Origin of the sequence: Bradyrhizobium genosp. SA-3, from assembly GCF_004212635.1 — a bacterium.
GTDB lineage: Bacteria > Pseudomonadota > Alphaproteobacteria > Rhizobiales > Xanthobacteraceae > Bradyrhizobium.
The window spans coordinates 1-25,371 of the sequence record NZ_PSRT01000122.1 but is presented as its reverse complement, the minus strand read 5'-3'; the positions used below and the strand labels follow the sequence as shown (position 1 = coordinate 25,371).

Here is a 25,371-nt window from a genome sequence, read left to right as displayed (position 1 = left end):
GCCTGAGCGCGGCGCCGGCGGCCTCGACGGCGAGGCGGCCGGCGACTTCGCTCATCGGCGCGAGCAGCGGGAGGTGACCGTTCGCGTCCGTGACGGTCTCATAGGCGATCGCAGTGCAGCCGGAGGCAAGCAGGCCCTTGGCCTGCTCCGGGTCCGGCGCAAGATGGAGATAAGTAAACAGGATCTGGCCCTCGCGGAGCTGGGTCCATTCGGTTTTCTGCGGCTCCTTCACCTTCACGATCATGTCGGATTTGGCGAAGATTTCGCGGGCGCTTTCGGCGATCGCGGCGCCTGCCCGCCGATACACGTCGTCGGAGGCGCCGATGCCGCTGCCAGCGCCGGTCTCGACCATCACCTGGTGGCCGGCCGCGACATATTCACGGACCGCGCCCGGAGTGAGGCCGACGCGATATTCCTGCTCCTTGGTCTCCTTGGGAACACCGACGCGCATCTTTAGCTCCTTCTCCAAAGCATTGATTCCATTCATCATCGTAGCGACGGCGGCAGTTTGGTTTCGTGCAAATATCCGCTAGGTTCGCGCCTAGCGCGCCGGTTTCCGGCGCGGAAATGTCCTTTCACGCTGGAAACAAAACCTTGGCCCTCGACCGAAAAGACCTCGCCATCCTCGCGGAACTCACGACCAATGCGCGGGCCAGCCACGCCGAGCTTGCCAACAAGATCGGCCTGTCGAGCACGGCAATGGCGCGGCGGCAGAAGGCGCTGGAGGACGATGGCTACATCCAGGCCTATCAAGCCGCGCTCGATCTGGCGCAGTTTGGCCTGACGACGACGGTGCTGGTCCGGATCGCGCTGGAGAGCCAGAGCGACGACGCGCTGAAGGCGTTCGAGGCGGAGGTGGTGAAGTGCCCCTCCGTCGTGCGCTGCTTCCTGATGTCCGGCACAGACGACTACATCCTGATCGTGCTCGCCCGCGACATCCAGGATTTCGAGCGCATCCACCGTACCGAGCTGTCGCGCCTGCCGCGCGTCGCCCGGGTGCAATCGAGCTTCGCGCTGCGCGAGATCGTCAACCGCGCCGTGCCGACCGTGGTGTTCGGCGAGGCGAAACGCTGATCGCTGCGGCGCGAGCCGCCCCCAATTCCCGGCAAGGAACCAAGCGGCCGCTTGTCCGTTGCACGCCATTGGCCAGCGGAAGCGACGTGCCCCCGCGTCAGCACGGGCTGACGTCTCGGCTCGGTCGCCTTTGCAGGGAGCAGGACATGGGCGATGTCACGCATGAAATTCCCGAACGCACTCCGATTGATCTCGTCGTCAATGGTGTCCGTCACACCCTCGATCTTCTGCCCTGGACCACGCTGCTGGACGCATTGCGTGATCATCTTGCGCTAACAGGCACGAAGAAAGGCTGCGATCACGGCCAATGCGGCGCCTGCACCGTGCTCGTCGACGGTCGGCGCGTTAATTCGTGCCTGACGCTCGCCATCATGAAGGATGGCGCCGAGATCACCACGATCGAAGGCTTGGCCAAGAATGGCGCGCTGCATCCCCTGCAACAGGCCTTCATCGATCACGACGCATTCCAATGCGGCTATTGCACGCCAGGACAGATCTGCTCGGCGGCCGGCCTCCTGGCCGAAGGCCACGCCAGGGATGCCGACGAGATCAGAGAACTGATGAGCGGAAATCTCTGCCGCTGCGGCGCCTATCCCAACATCGTGGCTGCGATCGAGCAGGCAATGGGCCGGTCATGAACAACTTCCAGTATTCCCGCGCAACGGATGTCGCCGACGCCATTCGCCTGCTCGCCGCCGATCCAAGCGCGAAGCTGATTGCCGGCGGCACCAATCTGATTGACCTGATGAAGCAGAATGTCGAACAACCCTCCCGGCTGATCGACATTTCCCGCCTGCCGCTCCGCGACATCGAGGAAACGCCCGACGGTGGGCTGCGCATCGGCGCCTTGGTGCCGAATTCGGATCTCGCCTACCATCCGCTGATCGAGCAGCGCTATCCCCTGCTCGCCAGCGCCATCCTGGCCGGCGCCTCCGCGCAACTGCGCAACATGGCCTCGGTCGGCGGCAATCTGATGCAGCGAACGCGCTGCGCCTACTTCTATGACACGGCGACGCCTTGCAACAAGCGAAGCCCCGGCTCCGGCTGCTCGGCACTCGATGGCCTCAACCGCAACCACGCAATCCTCGGCACCAGCACGTCCTGCATCGCGACCAATCCATCCGACATGAGCGTGGCGCTGGCCGCGCTCGGCGCGCTCGTGCACATCGCGGGCTTCGCCGGTCAGCGCACCATCGCGCTGACCGATTTCCATCGGCTTCCGGACGACAAGCCTCACGTCGATACAAATCTCGGCAGCGGCGAGATCATCACCGCAATCGAGCTGCCGCCGCACGGCTTTGCCCAGAACTACAGCTATCTGAAGATCCGCGACCGGCTGTCCTACGCCTTTGCTTTGGTCTCGGTCGCGGCCGCGCTCGAACTGGAGGGCAACGCAATCAGCGAAGCTCGCCTGGCGCTCGGCGGCGTGGCCCACAAGCCCTGGCGAAGCCCCGAGGCCGAAGCGGCTCTGCGCGGCCAGGCGGCAACGCCGGACCATTTTGGGCACGCCGCCGATCTGCTGCTGCAGGGAGCAACCGCTCGCTCACATAACGGCTTCAAGATCGAGCTCGCGCGCCGAGCCGTCGTGCGTACGCTGATGCAGGCCACAAGCGCCACGCCGCAATCACAAGCTCACAAGAAGATCGCGTGAGGGCCCGATGAACGCCTATGTCGGAACACCAACGTCCCGCGTCGATGGCCGGGCCAAGGTCACCGGCGCCGCCAAATATGCCGGCGAATTCGCTGCAGACCGTCTCCTCCATGGCTTCGTCGTCGAGGCCAGCGTTCCGCGCGGGCGCATCGCTCGCCTCGACACCAGCGACGCGCTGAAGGTGAAGGGCGTGGTCGACGTGCTCACCCATGCGCATCGCCCGCCCCTCGCCGACAAGGACGAGGCCTGGAAGGACGAGGTGGCGCCGGAGAAGGGCTCGCCGTTCCGCCCGCTCTATGACGACAGGATCAAGTTCAACGGCCAGCCGATCGCGCTGGTCGTGGCGGAGGACTGGGAAACCGCCAAATTCGCCGCAACCCGCGTTCGCGTTGAATACGAGCAGGAGGCGTTTGCGACCGATCTCGAATCCGAACGCGGCAAGGCTGCCAAAGTGGATCAGCCGTACAAGCCGCGCGGTGACGCGGCAGCAGCGCTGACGCGGGCGGCCGTCCGTCACGAGGCGGACTATGTCATTCCGAGCGAGCATCACAACCCAATGGAGCCGTATGCGACGACTGCCGTCTGGGACAGCAACGGCAGGCTTACAGTTTATGACAAAACCCAAGGCGTCCAGAACGTCCAGAAGTTTCTCTGCGGCGTTTTCGGCAAGAAGCCGGACGACATCCGCGTGCTCTCGCCCTATGTTGGCGGCGCCTTCGGCTCCGGTCTGCGGCCGCAATACCAGGTGGTGCTGGCGACGCTCGCCGCGCTCGCGCTCAAACGACCCGTCCGTGTCGTCCTGACACGGCAGCAGATGTACGGCCTCGGCTATCGTCCCATGACCATCGAGCACGTAGCGCTCGGCGCAAAGCCTGACGGCACGCTCGATGCCGTCACCCACGAAGCCATTGCCGTCACCTCGCGGTTTGAGGATTTCGCGCGCAACGATACCGGTTGGGGGGAGCAGCTCTACAAGAGCCCCAACAGCCGTCTCTCCCACAAGCTCGTCCACCTCGACGTCGCCACCCCCTGCGACATGCGCGCGCCGGGCGCGGCATCGGGCGTCTGCGCGCTCGAATGCGCCATGGACGAATTGGCCGTCGCGCTCAAGCTCGACCCGATCGAGCTGCGGCTGAAGTGCTATTCGGATCTCGACCAGAGCGGGAACCTGCCCTACACCAGCAAGCAGTTGCGCGAATGCTACGCCAGGGGCGCAGAAGCCTTCGGCTGGACCCGGCGCAATCCCGCGCCGCGCTCCATGCGGGACGGCAATGACCTGGTCGGTTGGGGCATGGCGACAGGCGTGTGGGAGGCGCTGCAGATGCCGGTCGCCGTCCGCATCGTTCTGACATCGAACGGCCATGCCGAAGTCTCCTGCGCCGCGTCCGACATCGGCACCGGCACCTACACCATCGTGGCCCAGGTAGCGGCTGATGCGCTCGGGCTGCCGATCGAGAACATCAGCGTCCGGCTGGCCGATTCGACCTTGCCACAAGCCCCCGTCGAGGGCGGCTCCTGGATGGCGGCATCCAGCGCGCACGCCGTGTTGGGAGCGGCCGAAGACATTCGCCAGGAGCTCGCACGGCTCGCCAAGGCGATGCCCGGCTCGCCGCTCGCTGACATCGATGCCACCAACGTCACCTTGGTCGACGGCATGATCGCCAGCAACGGCAAGAACGGCCCCGCCCTTTCGATGGCGGATGTCATGCGCCTCAGCAAGCTCGAGCGGATCGAAAAGGAGAAGCTCAACCAGTTCGACGAGGACACGTCGCATGCCCGCAACACGCATTCGGCCGTTTTCGCCGAGGTGAAGATCGACGAGCAGATCGGCGTCATCCGCGTCACGCGGGTCGTGAGCGCGGTCGCGGCCGGGCGCATCCTGAACACCAAGACGGGCCGCAGCCAGATCATGGGCGGCGTGGTCTGGGGAATCGGAATGGCGCTGCACGAGGAGACGGTGATGGATCACCGCTTCGGCCGCATCATGAACGCTGACATCGCCGAGTACCACATTCCCGTGAATGCCGACATCCACGACATCGACGTCATTTTCGTCGACGAACCAGACGAGCGGATCAACAGGCTCGGCGTCAAGGGCCTCGGCGAGATCGGCATCGTCGGCGTGCCCGCGGCGATTGCGAACGCCGTCTATCATGCCACCGGCAAGCGTATCCGGCGCTTCCCGATCACACTGGACAAGCTACTGGACTGAGCGGGCGCGTCGTCGTGCTGTTTGCGAACGAGTATCTCCACGAGCCCGAATAGATGATCGTCACCCTGAGGCGCCCATATGCGGTGCGGACGCACCGCATATGGGCCTCGAAGGGCGACAGCCCAGCCGCTGCCTCCCGGCCGTTCATCCTTCGAGGCTGCCGATGGGGCGCTCCGCGCCCCATCGCTCGCGCCTCAGGATGATGACGGATCGAGTTTAGGCGCCGCAGGCCAGTCTCGCTCCTGTCATCCAGCTGTCATCGAATGTGCCGAGAGCTGTGTCTCTCGCACATTCGGGATCCGATATGGACTATTTCAAGCGCTTCAACTTCCTGTTCGCCGCACCTGTGTTCGACGCCGACGACCTGGAGGGCGTCCGATTCAACCAAATCATCGAGGAGATCCAGCGCTCCGGCTTCGAGGTGGTCCGGGCCCGCAAGCTGGAGGATGCCGAGATGGCGGTGCAGACCGATGCCGCGATCGGCTGCATGGTGGTGGACTGGGGCAAGAAGGGCCTCGAGGGCCGGACCTCAGCGCTGATCAATCTGATGCGGCGCCGGGGCCTCGATTTCCCCATCATCCTCTTGATCCGTCGCAAGCGGTTCGAGGATTTACCGGTCGAAGTGCTCGATTTCATCGACGGTTATGTCTTCCTGTCGGAGGAGACGCCGACCTTCATCGCCAAGAACCTGATCAGCCGGCTGAAGCAATATGCCGAGACGCTGAAGACGCCGTTCTTCGGCGCGCTGGTCGACTATGCCGAGGAAGGCAACCAGCTCTGGACCTGTCCGGGGCACAATGGCGGCGTGTTCTACAACCGCAGCCCGATCGGGCGCGTCTTCGTCGAGCATCTCGGCGAGTCCGTGTTCCGCGACGACCTCGACAATTCCGTGCTCGATCTCGGCGACCTCCTCACCCATGAAGGGCCCGCGCTGAAGGCACAGAAGGAGGCTGCGCAAATCTTCGGTGCAGAAAAAACCTATTTCGTGCTCAACGGCACCTCGACCTCGAACAAGGTCGCGCTCGGCGCCCTCGTCACCGACGGCGATCTCGTGCTGTTCGATCGCAACAACCACAAGGCCGCTCATCACGGCGCGCTGATGATCAATGGCGGTGTCCCGATCTACGTGCCGACCATCCGCAACGCCTGGGGCCTGATCGGCCCGATGCGCTGGGACATGCTCGACGAGAGGGCCTTGCGCGAGACGATCCGTAATCATCCTTTGGTCACCGACAAGGACGCCTGGCGCAAGGAGCGGCCGTTCCGCGTCGCCGTGGTCGAGCAGTGCACCTATGATGGCACCATCCACAGCGCCGAGATGATCTTGAAGCGCATCGGCCATCTCTGCGAGTACATTCTGTTCGACGAGGCCTGGGCCGGCTTCATGAAATTCCACCCGCTCTATGCCGGCCGCTTCGCCATGGGCCTGGCCAACCTCCCCCCCGAGGCGCCCGGCATCATCGCGACGCAATCGACCCACAAACAGCTCGCAAGCTTTTCGCAGGCGTCCCAAATCCACATCAAGGACCGCCATATCCGCGGCCAGAAGCGGCGCGTCGAGCACCGCCGCTTCAACGAGAGCTTCATGCAGCACGCATCCACGTCACCGTTCTATCCGCTGTTCGCCTCGCTCGACGTCGGGGCACAGATGATGAAGGGCCGCTCCGGAGAAGTGCTGTGGGACGACACGATCCGCCTGGGCATCGAGCTGCGCAAGAAGATCCGCGCGATGCGTCGGGAGTTCGAGGAGAAGGAGCAGAATCCGGACCGGCGCTGGTTCTTCGAGCCGTTCGTCCCGGATCGCGTCGCTATTCCCGATGTCAGCCGCCCTGGCGCTGCGCACAACGTCGCGTGGGAAACGCTCTCGACCGACGAGCTCGCCACCAATCCCGCGCTGTGGCAGCTCTCCCCCGACAGCAGCTGGCATGGCTTCCCCGGCCTCACCGAAGGCTTTGCCATGACCGACCCGAACAAGCTGACGCTGCTGACGCCTGGCTTCGACCGCACCATCGGCGCCTATGCCGAGCACGGCATCCCCGCACCGGTCGTCGCGCAATATTTGCGCGAGAACCGCATCGTCCCCGAGAAGAACGACCTCAACTCCCTGCTCTTCCTGCTCACGCCCGGCGTCGAGGCCAGCAAGGCAGGCACGCTGATCTCCGGCCTCGTCGCGTTCAAGAAGCTGCACGACGACAATGCGCTTCTGGCCGACGTCATCCCCGAGTTCTACCAGCGGCGGCAGGCACGCTATGCCGGAGTGCGACTGCGCGACCTCTGTGGCGAGATGCATCGCTTCTTCCGCGCCGCCGATGTCAGCGCGCTCCAAGCCCGGCAGTTCATGCCCGAGCACATGCCTGAGATCGCGATGCCGCCCCGCGAAGCCGCGCGCTATTTGTTCCGCAACGATGTCGATTATCTGCCGATCGAGGCGATCGCGGGCCGCATCGCGACCACGCCCTTCGTGGTCTATCCGCCCGGCATCGCCACCATCGTGCCCGGCGAGCGGCTGACGGAACGGGCCAAGCCCATGGTGGATTATCTCAAGATGTTCGAGACCTGCTTCAACACATTTCCAGGGTTCGATGTGGAAATCCAGGGCGTCTACAAGGAGATCGATGCGAACGGCCGCATCGGACTCTATACTTACGTCGTTGCCGAGTAGGTGCCGATGAACGAAACAGCGATTGCGCGCGCGGGTGACGAGCCGGTCCTGATTAGGCCCTCACGCGAAAGCGATGTCGAGGCGATGCTGGCGATCTACCGCCATCACGTCCGCGCTGGCGTGCCGCGCGATGTCGAGGGAACCGGCGCGCCCGAGCCGGACGATCTGCGCGACCGACGCAAGAACCTGAAGCAGACCCGCCTGCCGCATCTGGTCGCGACCTATCGCGGCGAGGTGGTCGGCTATGCCTATGCCGTGCTGTTCCGCAAGCGACCGGCCTATCGCTACACCGCCAAACATTCCATCTACGTCCATCACGAGCATCTCGGCCGCGGGATCGGACGGCTGCTGCTCCAGGACCTGATCGATACCTGTGCGGCGGCCGGCTTCCGCCAGATGATCGGCTATATTGATGCCGACAATGCGCCCTCGCTGGCGCTGCACGAGAAGTTCGGCTTCGCGCGCGCCGGCCTGCTCTGCGGCGTCGCTTATCGCCACGGCCGCTGGTCCGATACCCTCATGGTGCAGCGGTCGCTCGGCGCGGGCACGACGGCACCTCCGCCCATCACGGCGCCCGGCCGGTAGAGCATGATCCGGAAAAGTGTGCAGCGGTTTTCCGAAAAGATCATGCTCAAACAATAAGCTAAAGCGCGATGACAATCTCATCGCGATTTAGGTCTTCATGACGGAAAGTCAGCCGGTCTGACCTGGATGCGGTCGGCATGCAGCGACCAGTGATGCAACGCCTGGTCCTTGCAGAACTTCGCCTTGGCCCGCTCCTTGGCCTCGTCCTCGTCGGCGGCGTCGATCTCGAGCGTCCCCTGGCAGACTTCGATCTGCCGGCCGTACTGACCGAGCACGTCCTTCATGAACCTGACGACATAAGTTGACATGGGACCTCCTGGTGCCCCCGTCAGCCCCGGCGGCACTCTAATCCCATTTAGGCTAGACAGGGAAAGGAGATTTTGACGCGGATCAAGGTGGGGACGCGGTTTTCTTCGTTCCGTAATTCCGGGGCGGCTCGCAGGGCCGAACCCGGAATGACGAGAAGAGAGGGTAGCTGTCCCTATCCCGGCGTCACGCCGAACGCCTGCTTGAAGCGCTCCGCATAGTGCGGCCAGACCTCGGGATTGATGATGCGCGGCGGGCGCTTGCCGTCCAGCGTCTCCAGCACCTGCTCGGCGGCGATGCGGCCCATGTTCTGGCGCGCCTCGATCGTGACGCCGGCGGTATGGGGGCTCGCCAGCACGTTGTCGAGCTGGAGCAGCGGATGCTCCGGCGGCGGCGGTTCCTTGGACCAGACGTCGAGGCCGGCGCCGGCGATGCGCTTGTCGCGCAACGCCTGGAGCAGCGCGTCCTCGTCGTGGATGAAGCCGCGCGCTGTGGTGACGAAATAGGCATGCGGCTGCATCAGCGCGAATTCGCGCACGCTGATCATGTTGCGGCTGCCCTTGTTGAGAGGACAGGAGATCGAGACGAAATCGGCGCGGCGCAGCAGCTCGTCGAGCTCGACCTTCTCCCCGCCCCGCTCGGCCATCACCTCGGCCGACAAATACGGGTCATAGGCCAGCACTTTCATGCCGAGCAGGCCCTTGCACAGCGCGGCGATGCGGCGGCCGACATTGCCGAGGCCGATGATGCCGACGGTCTTGCGCTCGACCTCGTTGCCGACGAGGTCGTTGCGGTTGACGTCGCGCTCGCGGCGCAGCCGGCGGTCCGACTGGATGATGCGCTTGGACAGCGTCAACATCATCGCCAGCGCGTGCTCGGCGACCGAATGGGCGTTGCCGCCGGACTGGTTGACGACCACGACGCCGGCGGCCGTGCAGGCCTCGACGTCGACGGGGTCGAAGCCGGCGCCGTTGCTGGAGACGAGCAGCAAATTCGTCGCGCGCTTCAGGAAGGCGGCATCGACATGGAAATGCGGGGCGAGCTCGTCGCGGGCGGCGCCGACCTGGTAGACATGGGTAGCGCCGAGGAGCGGCGCATAGAGGTCTTCGGGGCTGCCGTTCTCGATGCGATCGAGCCGGACGTCGGACCGCGCCTTGAGGATGTCGATATAGATCGGATTGGCCAAATAGTTGGAGTAGACGACACGCTTGCTGTTGACCGACATCAGGACCCTTCCGGCTCTCCTGGGATCAGCAAGGCCAGCGCGGCGTGCGCCCCCTCCGTGCTTCCTCCCGCTCTTTCGTTGCCGCATTTATGACATGGCGGTGCCGGCCACGGCAGGCCGTCTGGCGCAGATCACGGTGCCAGCCCGGACATGTTGACAATCCCGCCCGCTGCGTCAAGTTCAGCAGAGCGCCGCGACGGCCGAAGACCAATAAGCATACAACGCGGCTCAAGGGAGAACGCAATGGCGATTGCGGAGCAGCAGAGCTCGCCGCAGGCGACGCAGGAGGCCGGCGAAAGAAGCTGGCACGGCATCGTCCTGCAGACCCTGAAACGGAACGAGATCAGCCTCGTCCCTTACGTGCCCGATCGGGTGCTGACACCGCTGATCAGCAACCTGCACGCCGATCCCTTCTTCACCACCTTTGCCACCGCCCGCGAGGAGGAAGCGGTCGGCATCGTCTCGGGCGCCTGGATGGGCGGCCGCCCCGGCGCGGTGCTGATGCAGACCTCGGGTTTTGCGACGCTCGCCAACGTGCTGGCCTCGCTCGCAGTGCCCTACCAGATTCCGCTGATCATGTTCGTGTCCGAGCGCGGCACGCTCGGCGAGTTCAACTATGGCCAGTCGCTGGTCTGCCGCACCATGCGCCCGGTGCTGGACTCGCTGGCGCTGGAGCATCACACCATCACCCGGCTTGACGAGCTCGAATTCATCACGGACCGCTCGATCAAGCAGGCCGTCACCACGCAGGCGCCGGTGGCGCTGATCCTGAGCCCGCTGCTCACCGGCGGCAAGGTGTTCGACAAGTGAGGCCGGCGACATGAGCTCAAATCTGAATGCGCGCAACACCAAGGTGATGAACCGTTTCGACGTTACCTCGCGCCTGATCGCGAAGCTCGGAAACGAGGAAGCGGTGATCGGCGGCATCGGCAACACCAATTTCGATCTCTGGGCCGCCGGCCACCGCCCGCAGAATTTCTACATGCTGGGCAGCATGGGCCTTGCCTTCCCGATCGGGCTCGGGGTGGCGCTGGCGCAGCCCGACCGCCGCGTCTTCGCGCTCGAGGGCGACGGTTCGCTGCTGATGCAACTCGGCGCGCTCTCGACGATTGCGGCCCTGAAGCCGAAGAACCTCACGATGATCGTGATGGACAATGGCATCTACCAAATTACCGGCGCACAGCCGACACCGGCCGCTGATGTCGCCGACATCGTCGCCATCGCCATCGGCTCCGGCCTCGCCAACAGCGCCTGGGCCGGGGACGAGGAGGATTTCGAGCGCCTGGTCGAGAATGCGATGGCGGCTGCCGAGCCGAGCCTGATCGCTGTCCGGATCGACGACAAGCCGGGCATCGGCACCACCCGCCGCGACCCCGTGCAGATACGGGAACGCTTCATGCTCGGCCTCGGCGTGCGCGAGCCACTTTAATGTTTCGTCATTAACTACACGTCGATCTGATAGCTGGACTATACGGCCCGGGGCAAATCTGTGCTAAGCGAGCCGGATGTCCCTTTTGGTTCGTTCATTTGCCTGGCTGCTCGCGGCCGCCGTCACATTCGCAACCCTTGGTCCTCCCGGCCTCCGGCCCCATTCCGACTTCGGCCAGGACGGCGAACATGCGCTCGCCTTCATCCTGGTAGGACTGGCCTTCGGCCTCGCCTATCGGCAGCGACGCCTGCTGACCGCAGCGGCCGCGGTCGTGCTGATCGGCGTGCTCGAACTGATGCAATTTTGGGCACCCGGCCGCCATGCGCGGCTAGAGGATTTTTTTGTGGACGCGCTCACGGCCTGCCTCGGCTTTGTGCTCGCGGCCGCCGCCGATTGGGCCACCGCCCGGCTTCGCGCAAATTCGGTCCTGACGAACGAAGGCCCCGCGGAGTAACACTCCGCAGGGCCCATCCTATCAGCGCGAAGCTTGCGCAGATCAGTCGATGATCTTGACGACGCGGCGCGTGCGCGGCTCGACGATCACGCGGCGATCATTCACGACCGCGTAGCGATACTCCGTGTAGTTCGGTACCGGGCGCAGCACCACGGTCGGCGGCAACGGCTCGCCAACCACGACGCGCTCGCGGATCACCACGGAATCATCGCGCGGGAGTCCGCCCAGAATCGCATTCGGAATTTCCAAACCTGCGCCAACGGCCGCACCGACGGTGCCGCCGACCATCGCGCCGACCGGGCCGCCGATGTCGCCGCCCGCACGCGCGCCTTCCGCAGCGCCTTGGGCGGTGGTCGATTGAGCAAAGGCTGCGCTCGACGCCAGCAGCGACGCAGCTGCCAACGTAATCGCAAGACGGGTTTTCATGTCCTCATGTCTCCAGTGATTGTCATGCGCCTTCAACCGCGGGGCCGGAGCATTGTTCCGGTTCCTGGACGGCCAAAGACGCGTCAATTCTGGAGACTGTTACCCCGTAACAGTCTAGGCCGCGGCGATCTCATGCCCTGCCATTAGTTCCAGCGCCCGCACCATCGCCGAATGATCCCAGGCCTTGCCGCCATGAGCGGTGCAGGACGAGAACAATTGCTGCGCCACCGCCGTGCTCGGCAGCGAGAGGCCGAGCGCACGCGCGCCTTCGAGCGCGAGGCTGAGATCCTTCTGGTGCAGCTCGATGCGGAAGCCGGGATCGAAATTGCGCTTCACCATGCGCTCGCCATGGACTTCGAGAATCCGCGAGGAGGCAAAGCCGCCCATCAGCGCCTGCCGCACCAGCGCCGGATCCGCGCCGGCTTTCGACGCAAACAACAGCGCTTCGCTCACCGCCTCGATCGTCAGCGCGACGATGATCTGGTTGGCGACCTTCGTCGTCTGCCCGTCGCCATTGGCCCCGACCCTGGTGACGTTCTTGCCCATCTTGTCGAACACCGGCTTCATGGTGTTGAAGGCTCGCTCGGGCCCGCCGACCATGATGGTCAGGCTCGCCGCCTTGGCGCCGACCTCGCCACCCGATACCGGCGCGTCGAGATAGTCCGCGCCGAGCGCCTCGATCTTCTTCGCAAACTCCTTCGTCGCGAGCGGCGAGATCGAGCTCATGTCGACCACAATCTTGCCCTTGGAGATGCCGCTCGCCACACCGTCCTTGCCGAACAGCACGGCTTCCACATGCGGCGTATCCGGCACCATGATGATGACCGCGTCCGCCTCCTCGGCAACCTGTTTACCCGACTTGCAGGCGATGCCGCCGGCCGCGATCAGATCGGACGCGACCGGTGCGACATCGTGCAGGAAAACGCGATGGCCCGCCGCCAGGAGATGGCCGGCCATCGGCCGTCCCATGGTGCCAAGTCCGATGAAGCCGATGTTGGTCATGTCTGTTTCTCTCAGTTGAATTGGCGAAATTTGATCGGCGCGCTCGGTGCACCTCTCCCGCTTGCGGGAGAGGTCGGCACGCAGTGCCGGGTGAGGGCTTTATCCGCTTGGGGATTTTCGCGGCCTACTTCAGCAATCCCACCGCGGAGACACCCTCACCCCAGCCCTCTCCCGCAAGCGGGAGAGGGAGCGCACCGTGACCGTGGCTCGGGCACGTTACGTCTCGAACGTCTGCGCCGCGTGCCACGAGAGTCCTTCCAGCGTCGTGGTGCGGGGCTTGTATTCGCAGCCGATCCACCCGCGATAGCCGATCGCGTCGAGGTGGCGGAACAGGAAGGGATAGTTGATCTCGCCGGTACCGGGCTCATGGCGGCCGGGATTGTCCGCAAGCTGGATGTGCGCGATCTGGGGCAGATATTCCTGCATGGTGCGGGCGAGATCACCCTCCATGATCTGCATGTGATAGATGTCGTACTGGATGAACAGGTTGTTCGAGCGCACCTCGGAGATGAGCTGCACGGCCTGCTCGGTCCCGTTGAGATAGAAGCCGGGAATGTCGAGCGTGTTGATCGGCTCGACCAGCAGCTTGATGTTCTCCCGCGCCAGCGTCGAGGCGGCAAAGCGCAAGTTTCCAACCAGCGTCTCATTGAGCTCGCGCCGGTCGGCATCGGCAGGCGCGATGCCGACGAGGCAATTGAGCTGCTCGCAATCGAGCGCCTTGGCGTAGTCGATGGCGCGGAACACACCGTCGCGGAATTCGGCGGTGCGTTCGGGCAGGATCGCGATGCCGCGCTCGCCCGCAGCCCAGTTGCCGGCCGGCAAATTGTGCAGCACCTGTGTGAGGCCGTGCGCCTCGAGCTGCTCACGCAGCTGCGCCTTTTCGAAATCATAGGGAAAGAGATACTCGACCCCGGAAAATCCCGCCGCCTTCGCAGCGGCGAAGCGGTCAAGAAACGGCATCTCGTTGAAGAGCATGGTGAGGTTGGCGGCGAATTTCGGCATGATGCTGTCTCCTTATTCTGCCGGCTGCAACACGCCAGGCCGAGCGCTTCCGACCTCGTCGAGCGGCAGATCCAGCACCTCCTCGAACTCGACGATGTTGTCGATCTCCGTGCCCATCGCGATGTTGGTGACGCGTTCGAGGATGAATTCGACCACGACGGGCACGCGATGCTTTGCCATCAATTCACGCGCCGTCGCGAACGCCGCCTGCGTGTCCTTGGGATCGGTGACGCGGATCGCCTTGCAGCCGAGGCCTTCGGCGACGGCAACATGGTCGACACCGTAGACGCCGATCTCGGGCGCGTTGATGTTCTCGAAAGAGAGCTGGACGTGATAATCCATGTCGAAGCCGCGCTGGGCCTGGCGGATCAGGCCGAGATAGGAATTGTTCACGACGACGTGGATGTAGGGCAGATTGAACTGCGCCCCGACGGCGAGTTCCTCGATCAAAAACTGGAAGTCGTAATCGCCCGACAATGCGACGATCTCACGCTCCGGACATGCCGCGCGCACCCCGAGTGCGGCGGGCAGCGTCCAGCCGAGCGGTCCGGCCTGCCCCGCATTGATCCAGTTGCGCGGCTTGTAAACGCCGAGGAATTGCGCGCCGGCGATCTGCGACAAGCCGATCACGGTGACATAAGTCGTGTCGCGGCCGAAGGCCTTGTTCATCTCCTCATAGACGCGCTGCGGCTTGATCGGCACGTTGTCGAAATGGCTCTTGCGCAGCATCGTCTTCTTGCGATCGCGGCAGGACGCGGGCCACGCCTGGCGCTCGCGGAGCCTGCCTGACCGGCGCCACTCCCTGGCGACAGTGACGAAAAGCTCGAGCGCAGCCTTCGCGTCCGAGACGATGCCGAGATCGGGATTGAATACGCGTCCGATCTGCGTCGGCTCGATGTCCACGTGAACGAATTTACGGCCCTTGGTGTAGGTCTCGACCGAGCCGGTGTGGCGATTGGCCCAGCGGTTGCCGATGCCGAGCACGAAATCGGATTCCAGCAGCGTGGCGTTGCCGTAGCGGTGGCTGGTCTGAAGCCCAACCATGCCGGCCATCAGCACGTGATCGTCGGGAATCGCTCCCCACCCCATCAGTGTCGGCACGACAGGCACGTTCGCGATCTCGGCGAATTCCACCAGCAGATCCGAGGCATCGGCGTTGATGATGCCGCCGCCCGCGACGATCAGCGGACGCTCGGCAGCGTTGAGCATCTCCAGCGCCTTCTCGACCTGCTTGCGCGTCGCGGACGGCTTGTAGACCGGCAGCGGCTCATAGGTCTCGTCGTCGAACTCGATCTCGGTGAGCTGCACATCGAGCGGCATGTCGATCAGCACCGGCCCCGGCCGACCCGAGCGCATCACATGAAACGCCTGGCTGAACACGCGCGGCACCAGCGCGGGCTCGCGCACCGTCACCGCCCATTTGGTCACCGGCTTTGCGATCGACTCGATGTCGACCGCCTGGAAGTCCTCCTTGTAGAGCCGCGCGCGCGGCGCCTGCCCGGTGATGCAGAGGATCGGAATGGAATCGGCGATCGCCGAATAAAGCCCGGTGATCATGTCGGTCCCGGCCGGCCCGGAAGTGCCGATGCAGACGCCGATATTGCCCGCCTTCGCCCGCGTATATCCTTCCGCCATGTGCGAAGCGCCCTCGACATGGCGCGCCAGGATGTGGCGGATCGAGCCGCGCTTCTTTAGCGCCGAGTAGAGCGGATTGATCGCCGCGCCGGGAACCCCGAAGGCGGTGGAGATGCCTTCCTTCTCCAGGATACGCACGGCTGCATCGACGGCTCGCATCTTCGCCATATCGGACCTCGCTTGGTTGCGTCAGCGAGCGAGATGATCGGGCGTGCAAGAGACGATCTCAACGAGATCGATTTTATTTTCCACGATGCGGCAGCCGCGGAAAAATCGCGGCGGTCTCAATCGGTTAGATGGAAAAATGCGTGAAAGCGCCTCACTCGAACAGCGGCGCCAGCTCCATCTGCGGCACCAGCACGAGGCCCTTGTCAGTGATGCGAATTTCCGGAATGACCGATAGCGGAATCAAATTGAAGCCCATGTAAGGGATGGTGCAGCCGGCCTCGGCCCATTCCTTCTTGAGCGCCTTGACCTCTTCCGCCACTTCCGTGACTCGCTTGTCCGAGAGCAGGCCCGCAATCGGCAGCGGGACCAGTGCCCTCACCTTGCCCTCGGCGACGACACAAACGCCGCCCTGATGGTCTTTGATCGCTGATATCGCGACCTGCATATCGCCCTCGTTGGTTCCAGCGAGGATGATGTTATGGCTGTCGTGCCCAACGCTGGAGGCGACCGCGCCGCGCTTCAGGCCAAAATCCTTCAACAGCCCGTAGGCAACGTTGCCGTCAGATTTGCCGTGGCGCTCGACCACGGTGACGAAGCACAGGCCGTAGCGCGCGAACAGCGACGGCCAGTCCTCGGCGGGCTCGATCGCGACCTTCTCGTGGATCAGCGTGATGCCGGGCAGCGCAGTCTTGATCGCATTGACGGTGCAAGCTTTTGCCGGCAGTTCCGGCGTCAGCTTGACCTTCTCGGGCAGTTTCACGGTGGCATAAGCCGCCTTCGGATATTGATAGCGCTGCGACAGCGCCTGATCGAGCCGGGAGGTGATCTTGCCGTGCTCGACCACGAGCTCGCCGCCATACCAGGTGCATTGCGGCTTGAGCTGATCGTCCATCAGCACGAGATCGGCGCGGCGACCGCCACCGAGCCCGCCGATATCGCCCTCCATGCCGAAGCGCGTCGCGCCATGCAGCGAGCCCATCGACCAGGCCTGCTCCGGCGACATCCCCGCCTTCACGGCTTCGCGCACCACCCAGTCGAGACCGAACAGCAGCAGGTCGTCGGCATCGCGGTCATCGGTGCATACTGCGGTGCGCTTGTGCGAGGCCCCGAGCTCGGTGATGGTCCGGATCGCCTGCGGCAGCGAATGCCACGGCGTGGTCGGCGGTCCACCGCGCAGGAAAACCCAGACGCCGGCATCGAGCAGGTCGTCGGCGATGTCGCGGTCGATCGCCTCGTGCGTGTCGGTGACGCCGCTCGCCGCATAGGGCGCGACGAATTCGCGGCCATAGACGTGGCCGGACACCGGCCGGCCCCGCTTCAATGCTGCCGCCAGGATGGCGTGGCTGCGCTCGTCGCCCATCGTCACCGGGACAAAATCCATCTTCTCGCCGAGCGCCACCGCTTCGGGCCAGCGATCAAACAGGCCCGCGATCTTGTCCGGCGTGAGGTCACCGCCCGCGGTCTCCAATTCCGCCGACGTTGCCGGCACCGTGCTCGGCACTGTCAAAAAGATCGAGAGCGGCGCCTCGCGCGCATCCTCGAGCATCGCCTCGACACCGGCGATGTCCATGACGTTGCCGATCTCGTGGCTGTCGCAGAAGATCGTGGTGGTGCCGTTGAGCAGCGCGGCCTCGGCATAGGCGCAGGCCGTCACCATCGAGGATTCGATGTGGATGTGCGGATCAACCAGGCCCGGCGCGATGATGCCGCCGGCCGCGTCATAGAGCGGCACGTCACTCCACACCTTCTTCGCTGCACCGGCCGGCTTCACCGCCGCGATGCGGCCGCCTGTGATCCAAACCTCCCGTCCCGGATGGATGCGCTCCGAATAGGTCGAGAGCACCCGTGCGCCTGATATGACGAGGTCAGGCGCGGCGCGTGCGGATGCGACATCGGCGAGGCGCCGCGTCATGCTGTGCAGCGGCGCGACGGAGAAGCGGGTGAGCTTGGTCATCGGGGCTCTCGCGTGGGAATGGACAGCCCGGCGATGGTTGCCGCCGATGGCGGCGAGGGCAACTCAAATAATACGGCACCCGTGCTTACGCATTGGGCAGACGCGCCCCGCCTTCTAATTTCCGCTCGGGCATATACTCATAAATCATGCGCTTAGTTTGAATCATGCGCTTAGTTTGGGCGCTCCAGATGTCCGCTCGTCCCTCAACAGTGGCACAAACAGCAGACATCGTTGAAGGTCGCGATGGGCCAAGACCCGACGAATGCATCGCAGCAAACCGCCACCTCAATCAACCACTCGTCAAATCCGTTCTGAAGTCAGTTGGCGGGTTTGAAGATGTCGACTGCTATCAAAGTGACGGGCTCCTTACCGTCGTTATGATGCCAATGAGTAGTGTCTTTTGTAGCAGGAGACGTATCTCCCGGACCGAAGGTCCTCGACGTGCCGTCCGCAAGGGTGACCGTATCGTGCCCCTCGAGGAAGTAAACTACGGCGGGCCTGTCCTTGTGACTGTGCAATCCGATATGACCTCCCGGTTCAATAGTGAGCAATCGCAGTCGTAGTTGTCGCCCCGTCATTCCCTCAATTTCAGGACCCAGGTCAACAATGGTTGTCTTGCTCGCCGTAAATCCCTTGTTGTCCTGAGGAGCATCCTCGGAAGAGGCAACAATTGGGCATCCAAGGACAATTGCCAATGATAGCAAAGCAAAAACGATGTTGCCTGATTTCATGACGTCCTCCCTTCGAACAAAGAAGCCCGCCCGCACGGATTATTGCAAAACGGCAATTGGCAAAATACTTGCACAATAGTCTAACAGTTGGCTGCTGGCTGGCAGGGCGATTGTCTGCTGTGGGTCATATTGCGAAGAAGCCAGGATGAGCAAATCTGGTCCGCTATTCCCCAAATGCCGGACCCCCATCACACCGAGCCGCCACTTCGCTGATGGGCGAATAGCAGACAAGACGCTTATCACTTTGGCCGCAGCGCACTCGTACGGCTTCTTGTTTGGGGCCCGCCAGATGCCAGCAACCATTCCGCCAATCGAAAAGAAGCAGATCGTTGCTTGAGGCTCCAGTTGTCGTCTGAGCAGATCAACACAGTTGTCGCCGTCCAACTGGCGAACTCGTAGAGCCGTCGTCAAGCGAACCGAGCCTGATTTTCAGAAGTGACGGCAAGAGTAGAACGAGACAACCAGGATGACTCTACTGGCTCAGTCGGCGAGGATCGATTTGCGCATTGCAGAGGCGCGCAGCGAGGCGGCGCATTTATTTGGAGGGTTCTGTCGTCCAGTGGCCTGGAATTTCGGCGAGGGCTTGAGACTGGGAACCAGCTTGCGGCGTAATCGTACCGATTTACGCATCACTCATTGTCGCGTTTGCCACGCCCCGAAATTGGAACCCCTTATGATGTTACCCATACCCATTTTGCAATTGTGTGCGCGTGGCGCTCGGATCTAATTGATTGATCCTGCAACAGCAGAATTCGCCTCCGCGTCGCATGTGCTTGGAGTTTTATTTTTGCGGTTAAGAGCTTTCGCATCTGAATTGGATTTCGAGGCGAAAAGCATACGCGAATTCAAACAAAGTTTGAGGTTGTCGCCATATGCTGCTCGAAATGCAATGGGGCGGATGGTTCGCATCGGGCTGCAGCGATGCTTGTAAGCGGAGTTGGTAACCGGCTTCTGGCAGCACTGCCGACTGCGGACCTCGATCTTCTGGCACCAGACCTGCAGTCGGTTACTCTCGATCGGGAAGAGGTCGTCTCGCGGATGGGGGACCACACCGAGCACGTCCTCTTTCCTCATAGTGGCGCCGTTTCGGTGATGATCGATATGGCGAATGGGCAGACGGTCGCCAGCGCCGCAATAGGCCGCGAGGGGGCAGTGGGCACTCTTTCCGTGCTGGGGCCGTCCCCTGCGGCCGTTACGGCCATCGTTCGTGCCGGGGGGACGGCCTCGCGGATCCCCGCAGCGCGATTCCATGCCGCTTTCAGCCGGAGTCCTGCGATCCGGCACGTAGTCCAGCTTCACTTCAAGGCGATGCTGATACAGTTTCAATTGGGCGGGGCTTGCAATGCACTGCATCCGGTCCAAGCCCGCATGGCACGCTGGCTGCTTCAACTTCACGACCGCATCAACCACGACGTCCTGCCTCTCACCCAGGATGCGCTTTCGCAGATGTTGGGTGTGCGACGAACGACGGTGACGCTCCTGATGCGCAATCTGCGCGCTTCCGGAGCGATCAGATCTGAGCGGCGAGGCGAAATCGAGATCGACTCATCGCGGCTCGCTGCGGTAGCGTGCGAATGCCGCGACACCATGCGGCTCGAACTCGAGAACATCTTCTCTATGGGTGCAGCGGCATCTACTCGCGTTTTCGATCTGCCGATCCAGTAAATGAAACGGGCGATGCTAGCCGTTTCGGCGCGTCCGGGTAAAGCCGGCGAGCACGATGCTCGAATAGCTTCGCCGGATGCGCATCCTTCTGACCGGGCTGCGGCCCAATGCGGTGAGGATCTCCCACCCAACGTCCGTAACGGGCCAAAAGCGCTGGTCAATGACCCGCCGGCGCAGCAGCTCAAGCGCTGAAGCGGTCCATATCGGATGCGCTATTCGAACACTGCGCGTTGATGTCGGCTATGGGTCAAAAGCAGCAGTTAACGCAGCCACCGTATGAGGGTCTCAGGCAGAGAGCCGAGATGGCAGCCGCTGCCGCGGTGTTCGGCTCGGGGTATGAGCCGACGCAGTCCATTTGAGAACGAGCCTTTCACTTCGGCTGAAATCGATCAGATGAAAGAATGATGCGGCGTTGGGACAGCGTGACTGTCGGATCACATCGCTTGCGCGAATAGAAGTTTGAGCATTGAATCAGCGCGGATACCCACAACTGCAAGTGGTTTCTCGGGTATGCCTGCCGCTCTCGCAAGATGAAGCGATGCAGAGGTTCGCCTAGGCTTCGGGCGCGTGATGGCTTCATGCGTAGCTGAACCGGAGAGGTGTACGCCTAGTCGGTCCTGCCAACTGATTGGGAGTAGCCACACGCGTCTCATGCGCGACTAGCACGGTCGACGGCCAACAAACGGGGAGGAGAACAATGAGCACCTGGCTTAGTGAGCGAGAACAGCGTCTCGTCGCGGGCGCGGAGGCGGCATCGGCGGCAACGCCTATCCCGACCCAGATTGTCTCCAATGGCGAGTATCTCCCGCCCCCGCAGAGCGATACGCAAAAGAAAGTCGAGGCACGGATCAACGAGCTCGCTGATGTTAACGGCAGGCACCTCGGCTTGAGCCGCAGGCAGTTCTTGCACACGAGCTGCGGCATGGCGGCAGCGTTCCTCGCCATGAACGACATCTACGGCAATGTTTTCCAGGTCGCGCCCGCTGAAGCCCGCGAGCCCGAGCTGATGCTGGCCCGCGCGCAGAGCCTTGCAGGCCAATTCATCTTCGACGTCCAGACTCATTTCGTGCGGGACGACTTCGACCATAAGGAGCTGTTGGGGCTGGCGGACTTTGCGAGCCAGCACTGGAATCCGAAGATGAAGGAGGAAGGCGTCTCTTCGCTCGCCCGCTACAAGTTCCAGAACTATGTGAAAGAGATCTACTACGACAGCGACACCAACATGGCGCTCCTGAGCGGCGCGCCCTTCGACGACCCGAGTTGGTGGCTGCTGTCCAATGAGCAGATCGTCAAGGCGCGAGAACTGATCAACGACTTCGCCGGTTCGCGCCGCCTGCTGGCGCATAGCGTCATCACCCCCAAGCAACCCGGCTGGATGGACGAGGTGGACAAGGCAATCGAGGTCTACAAACCGGATTCCTGGAAGTCCTACACGATTGGCGATCCGCTGGCGCCCTCGAAGTTCCCATGGCGGCTCGACGACGAGCAGGTGATGTATCCGTTCTACGAGAAAGCAGTGAAGGCCGGCATCAACACGCTGTGTATCCACAAGGGGTTGCTGCCGCCCGATTATGAGAAGTCGTTCGCCGGCGTCTGGGAATATGCAACGGCGTGGGACATCGGAAAAGCCGCGAAGGATTGGCCGCAGATGAACTTCGTGATCTATCACTCGGCGCTGCGGCCGTTCCTCGAGCTACCCGATCATGCGTGGGCGGATTTCGAGCAGACCGGCCGTATCCAGTGGGCCACCGATCTCGCGGAAGTCCCGCAGAAGTTCGGCGTCGCCAACGTCTATGCCGAGCTCGGCACGTCCTTTGCCAACTCGGCGGTGGCGCATCCGAAGTTCTGCGCCGCGCTGATCGGCACGCTGATAAAGGGGATGGGTGTTGACCACGTCATGTGGGGCACCGACTCGGTCTGGTACGGCTCACCGCAGTGGCAGATCGAGGCGCTGCGCCGGCTCGAAATCCCGGAGGATATGCAGAAGAAGTACGGCTTTGCGGCGCTTGGCGACGCCAACAGCGCTACCAAGCAGCTGATCTTCGCGGGCAACGCAACCAGATTCTACAAGATCAAGCTGAAGGCGGCCGAGAATACCAGGATGCCGGCCTTCTCCGAGGACCGCCTCGCGGCGCTCAAGAACGAGTACACGCAAGCTTCGAAGCAACCGTCGAACCTGCGCTACGGCTACGTTCGCGCCGCCTAGGAACGGTGCCAACAGCGTGGGCTAGCTCCGCTGGCAATGGACGCGCGGCTGCCGCAAATCCGACTCGGCTCAGGGTCACCAGCAGTAATGCTCTGGCCGATCAGAGATTTCCGCTCGGCCCTCAGGAGCCGACATTATTTTATGAGTACACGCCCTAATCCTCGTTCGCCTTGAACCGCCCCAGCCCCTTCAACACGAAGGGCGCCAGCAGCGCGATCAGCGCGACGCCAAGCAGGGTCGCCGAGATCGGACTCTGAACCAGCGTCATGGGATCGCCGAGGCTGATCGCGAGCGCGCGGCGCAACTGGCTCTCGGCGATCGGACCGAGGATGAGGCCAACGACGACGGGCGCGATCGGAAAATCGAACCGGCGCATCAGGAAGCCCAGCACGCCGAAGCCGGCCAGCATCGACAATTCGACCACCGACGGCTTTGCCGCGATGGTGCCCATGGTCGCGAACACGAGGATGCCGGCATAGAGCCACGGCTGCGGGATCGCGAGCAGCCGCACCCACAGGCCGACCAGCGGCAGATTGAGCACCAGCAGCATCGCGTTGGCGATGAACAGGCTGGCAATCAGGCCCCACACCAGATCCGGCCGCTCGGCGAACAGCAGCGGCCCCGGGTTGAGGCCATATTGCTGGAAACCCGCCAGCATCATCGCGGCCGTCGCCGACGTCGGCAGCCCGAGCGTGAGCAGCGGCACCAGCGTGCCGGCGGCGGAAGCATTGTTGGCGGCTTCCGGTCCCGCGACGCCTTCGATCGCGCCCTTACCGAACTCTTCCGGATGTTTCGTGAGCCGCTTCTCGGTGGAATAGGACAGGAAGGTCGGAATTTCCGCACCGCCCGCGGGCAGCGCGCCGATCGGGAAGCCGAACATGGTGCCGCGCAGCCACGCTTTCCACGAGCGCTTCCAATCCTGCTTCGTCATCCACAGCGAGCCGCGCACCGGCTCGAGCTTCTCCTCGGTGTGGTGGCGGCGCGATGCGACGTAGAGCGCCTCGCCCACCGCGAACAGGCCGACCGCAAGCGTCGTCACCTCGACGCCGTCGAGCAGCTCGGGGACGCCGAATGCAAGTCGCGCTTGACCGGTCAGCTTGTCGATGCCGACGAGGCCGAGCGTCAGGCCGATGAACAGGCTGGTCAGGCCGCGGACCGGGGAGTCCCCAAACGTCGCCGACACCGTGACGAAGGCGACGCACATCAGCGCGAAGTAATCCTCCGGGCCAAAACGCACGGCGAAATCGACCAGCCATGGCGCGAGGAAGGTCAGCCCGATGGTGGCGATGGTGCCGGCGACGAAAGAGCCGATCGCGGAGGTCGCAAGCGCCGGCCCGCCGCGGCCGGCCTTGGCCATCTTGTTGCCTTCGAGCGCGGTCGCCATCGAGGCGCTCTCGCCGGGTGTGTTGATGAGGATCGCGGTGGTCGAGCCGCCATACATGCCGCCATAATAGATGCCGGCGAACATGATCAGCGAGCCGCCGGGGTCGAGCTTGTAGGTCACCGGCAGCAGCAGCGCGACCGTCAGCGCCGGGCCGATGCCGGGCAGCACGCCCACGGCCGTGCCGAGGAAGACGCCGATCAGCGCATAAAGCAAATTCATCGGCTGGATGGCGACCGCCATGCCATGCGCCAGCGCGGCAAAAGTGTCCATCACAGCAGTCGCTCCAGGGAGCCGGCCGGAAGGCTCAGCGTCAGCAGCCGGTCGAACGCAAGATAAATGAGGGTCGACATCACGAGCGCGATGACGGAATCGGCGAGGACGGCACGACGCCCGAAGGCCGCCGAGGTCGTGACGAACAGCGCCGAGGTCGCCAGGATGAAGCCGCCGCCGAAGCCGATGATGGCGATCAGAAGCGCAAGGCCAATGAGGATCAAGACCACCGGCACGGGATCGGAACTCTCGCGCGCCGGCAAATTACCGCGCAACGCGTCGATGAAATTGCCGATCGCAAGCAGCGCAAGGCCGGAGGCGACCATAACCGGCATCGCCTCGGGTCCCATCCCGTACATTGCGGCGGATTGCAGGCCGCGCGCATCCCAGACCAGGACAGCGGCGAGCACCGCAAGCAATGCAGCGATGACGAGGCCGGCGCGGTCGACGCGCCGCGACGGCTGGACGGAATCGCCTGAGGTCATGACTTGACCAGGCCGACCGACTTCAGCACGTCCGTGACGCGCACCGTCTCCTTCTTCAGGAAGTCGGCAAAGGCATCGCCGCCGAGATAGGCATCCTCCCAGCCCTTCTGCTTGAGGATCTCCTTCCAGGCGTCCGACTTCACCATCTTCTCGACCGCATCGCTCAAGTTCTTGCGCTGCTCCGGCGTGATGCCGGGAGGTGCGACCACCGAGCGCCAGTTGGCGATCACGAGGTCGATGCCCTGCTCCCTAAAGGTCGGGATGTCGCTGCCGGCGATGCGCTTCTCTGAGGTCACGCCGATCGCGCGCAGCTTGCCGGACTTGATCTGCCCTTCATATTCGCTCAGCCCCGAAATGCCCGCGGTGACCTTGCCGCCGAGAATGGCGGCGAGCGACTCGCCGCCGCCGGAGAACGGGATGTAGTTGATCTTCTTCGCGTCGGCGCCGACGGCGCTGGCGAACAGCGCCGCCATCACGTGATCGACGCCGCCGGCCGAGCCGCCGGCGAAGGTCACCTTGGCGATATCGGCCTTCACCGCGGCGGCCAGATCCTGCCCGGTCTTGATCGGCGAATTCGCGGGCACCACGATCACCTGGATTTCCTCGGTGAGGCGCGCGATCGGCGTCACCTGCTCCAGCGTCACCGGCGACTTGTTCATGGCGAGCGCGCCCACCATGACGAAGCCGTTGACCATCATCTGGTGGCCGTCACCCTTGGCGCCGTTGACGAACTGGGCGATGCCGACGCTGCCGCCGGCGCCGGGAACGTTGGTGACCTGCACGCTGCGCGCGACGCCCGAGGCGACCAGCGCCTGCTGCATCGAGCGCGCGGTCTGGTCCCAGCC

At 63.6% G+C, this 25,371-nt stretch carries 23 protein-coding genes and 1 pseudogene; 11 read left to right on the top strand and 13 right to left on the bottom strand.

Translation table 11 applies throughout. From position 1 onward, the window contains the following. Positions 1-451: pseudogene (locus CWO91_RS32305) on the bottom strand (alanine dehydrogenase); the annotation flags it as partial. 143 nt (positions 452-594) lie between these two features. On the opposite strand from CWO91_RS32305, the gene CWO91_RS32300 reads away from it, so the two are divergent. From CWO91_RS32300 to CWO91_RS32275, 6 genes are all read left to right on the top strand, one after another. Further along, positions 595-1,074 carry an Lrp/AsnC family transcriptional regulator gene (locus CWO91_RS32300; protein WP_165405868.1) on the top strand — a complete coding sequence of 160 codons (480 nt, stop codon included), beginning with the start codon at positions 595-597 and terminating at the stop codon, positions 1,072-1,074. A 146-nt stretch (positions 1,075-1,220) separates the two neighbouring features. Then, a complete protein-coding gene (locus tag CWO91_RS32295; protein WP_130219520.1) occupies positions 1,221-1,712 on the top strand; it encodes a (2Fe-2S)-binding protein in 492 nt (163 codons plus the stop codon). After that, the gene (locus CWO91_RS32290; protein WP_130219518.1) at positions 1,709-2,725 is read left to right on the top strand and encodes an FAD binding domain-containing protein; all 1,017 of its coding nucleotides are present in this window, start codon (positions 1,709-1,711) and stop codon (positions 2,723-2,725) included. Before CWO91_RS32295 ends, CWO91_RS32290 begins: the two co-directional genes overlap by 4 nt. Positions 2,726-2,732: 7 nt before the next feature. Beyond that, complete coding sequence (locus tag CWO91_RS32285) at positions 2,733-4,937, top strand: xanthine dehydrogenase family protein molybdopterin-binding subunit (RefSeq protein WP_130219516.1); 2,205 nt, start codon at positions 2,733-2,735, stop codon at positions 4,935-4,937. 304 nt (positions 4,938-5,241) lie between these two features. Continuing rightward, positions 5,242-7,599, top strand: a complete 2,358-nt coding sequence (locus CWO91_RS32280; RefSeq protein ID WP_130219514.1) for an Orn/Lys/Arg decarboxylase N-terminal domain-containing protein — start codon at positions 5,242-5,244, stop codon at positions 7,597-7,599. 6 nt (positions 7,600-7,605) lie between these two features. Beyond that, entirely contained in the window at positions 7,606-8,184 is a 579-nt protein-coding gene (locus tag CWO91_RS32275) for a GNAT family N-acetyltransferase (protein ID WP_165405867.1), read from the top strand. 95 nt (positions 8,185-8,279) lie between these two features. Here CWO91_RS32275 and CWO91_RS43385 read toward each other — a convergent pair whose 3' ends face one another. Then, positions 8,280-8,492 (bottom strand): hypothetical protein, encoded by a 213-nt coding sequence (locus CWO91_RS43385; protein ID WP_164934549.1) that lies wholly within the window; start codon positions 8,490-8,492, stop codon positions 8,280-8,282. Positions 8,493-8,665: 173 nt separating this feature from the next. Continuing rightward, positions 8,666-9,715, bottom strand: a complete 1,050-nt coding sequence (locus tag CWO91_RS32265; RefSeq protein WP_130219510.1) for a hydroxyacid dehydrogenase — start codon at positions 9,713-9,715, stop codon at positions 8,666-8,668. Positions 9,716-9,958: 243 nt separating this feature from the next. Between CWO91_RS32265 and CWO91_RS32260 the strand changes: the two genes are divergently transcribed. The 3 genes from CWO91_RS32260 (at position 9,959) to CWO91_RS32250 (ending at position 11,598) form a co-directional block, all read left to right on the top strand. After that, positions 9,959-10,525 (top strand): thiamine pyrophosphate-binding protein, encoded by a 567-nt coding sequence (locus tag CWO91_RS32260; RefSeq protein ID WP_130219509.1) that lies wholly within the window; start codon positions 9,959-9,961, stop codon positions 10,523-10,525. Between the two features lie 10 nt (positions 10,526-10,535). Further along, positions 10,536-11,144 (top strand): thiamine pyrophosphate-dependent enzyme, encoded by a 609-nt coding sequence (locus CWO91_RS32255; protein ID WP_130219507.1) that lies wholly within the window; start codon positions 10,536-10,538, stop codon positions 11,142-11,144. 76 nt (positions 11,145-11,220) lie between these two features. Further along, complete coding sequence (locus CWO91_RS32250; protein WP_130219505.1) at positions 11,221-11,598, top strand: VanZ family protein; 378 nt, start codon at positions 11,221-11,223, stop codon at positions 11,596-11,598. Positions 11,599-11,640: 42 nt separating this feature from the next. On the opposite strand, the gene CWO91_RS32245 is transcribed toward CWO91_RS32250, so the two are convergent. From CWO91_RS32245 to CWO91_RS32215, 7 genes are all read right to left on the bottom strand, one after another. Continuing rightward, positions 11,641-12,024, bottom strand: a complete 384-nt coding sequence (locus tag CWO91_RS32245) for a DUF1236 domain-containing protein (RefSeq protein WP_130219524.1) — start codon at positions 12,022-12,024, stop codon at positions 11,641-11,643. 114 nt (positions 12,025-12,138) lie between these two features. Beyond that, positions 12,139-13,026: a 2-hydroxy-3-oxopropionate reductase gene (locus CWO91_RS32240; RefSeq protein ID WP_130219503.1), complete on the bottom strand. Its 888-nt coding sequence runs from the start codon at positions 13,024-13,026 to the stop codon at positions 12,139-12,141. A 216-nt stretch (positions 13,027-13,242) separates the two neighbouring features. Beyond that, positions 13,243-14,028: a hydroxypyruvate isomerase gene (gene hyi / locus CWO91_RS32235; RefSeq protein WP_130219501.1), complete on the bottom strand. Its 786-nt coding sequence runs from the start codon at positions 14,026-14,028 to the stop codon at positions 13,243-13,245. A gap of 12 nt (positions 14,029-14,040) precedes the next feature. Then, positions 14,041-15,831, bottom strand: coding sequence for a glyoxylate carboligase (gene gcl / locus CWO91_RS32230; RefSeq protein ID WP_130219499.1), 1,791 nt, complete (start codon positions 15,829-15,831; stop codon positions 14,041-14,043). 151 nt (positions 15,832-15,982) lie between these two features. Further along, entirely contained in the window at positions 15,983-17,785 is a 1,803-nt protein-coding gene (locus tag CWO91_RS32225; protein ID WP_130219497.1) for an adenine deaminase C-terminal domain-containing protein, read from the bottom strand. 317 nt (positions 17,786-18,102) lie between these two features. Next, entirely contained in the window at positions 18,103-18,516 is a 414-nt protein-coding gene (locus tag CWO91_RS32220) for a cupin domain-containing protein (RefSeq protein ID WP_130219495.1), read from the bottom strand. Between the two features lie 39 nt (positions 18,517-18,555). Continuing rightward, complete coding sequence (locus CWO91_RS32215) at positions 18,556-18,900, bottom strand: hypothetical protein (RefSeq protein ID WP_130219493.1); 345 nt, start codon at positions 18,898-18,900, stop codon at positions 18,556-18,558. Positions 18,901-19,437: 537 nt separating this feature from the next. Here CWO91_RS32215 and CWO91_RS32210 point away from each other — a divergent pair. Then, a complete protein-coding gene (locus tag CWO91_RS32210; RefSeq protein ID WP_130219491.1) occupies positions 19,438-20,181 on the top strand; it encodes a Crp/Fnr family transcriptional regulator in 744 nt (247 codons plus the stop codon). 697 nt (positions 20,182-20,878) lie between these two features. Then, positions 20,879-22,387, top strand: coding sequence for an amidohydrolase family protein (locus CWO91_RS32205; RefSeq protein ID WP_130219489.1), 1,509 nt, complete (start codon positions 20,879-20,881; stop codon positions 22,385-22,387). A gap of 154 nt (positions 22,388-22,541) precedes the next feature. On the opposite strand, the gene CWO91_RS32200 is transcribed toward CWO91_RS32205, so the two are convergent. From CWO91_RS32200 to CWO91_RS32190, 3 genes are all read right to left on the bottom strand, one after another. After that, the gene (locus tag CWO91_RS32200) at positions 22,542-24,041 is read right to left on the bottom strand and encodes a tripartite tricarboxylate transporter permease (protein ID WP_130219488.1); all 1,500 of its coding nucleotides are present in this window, start codon (positions 24,039-24,041) and stop codon (positions 22,542-22,544) included. Continuing rightward, positions 24,041-24,526 (bottom strand): tripartite tricarboxylate transporter TctB family protein, encoded by a 486-nt coding sequence (locus tag CWO91_RS32195; RefSeq protein WP_130219486.1) that lies wholly within the window; start codon positions 24,524-24,526, stop codon positions 24,041-24,043. The genes CWO91_RS32200 and CWO91_RS32195 overlap by 1 nt, the downstream gene beginning before the upstream one ends. Beyond that, a partial coding sequence (locus CWO91_RS32190) for a Bug family tripartite tricarboxylate transporter substrate binding protein (RefSeq protein ID WP_130219484.1) occupies positions 24,523-25,371 on the bottom strand: 849 nt, incomplete at its 5' end. The genes CWO91_RS32195 and CWO91_RS32190, both read right to left, overlap by 4 nt.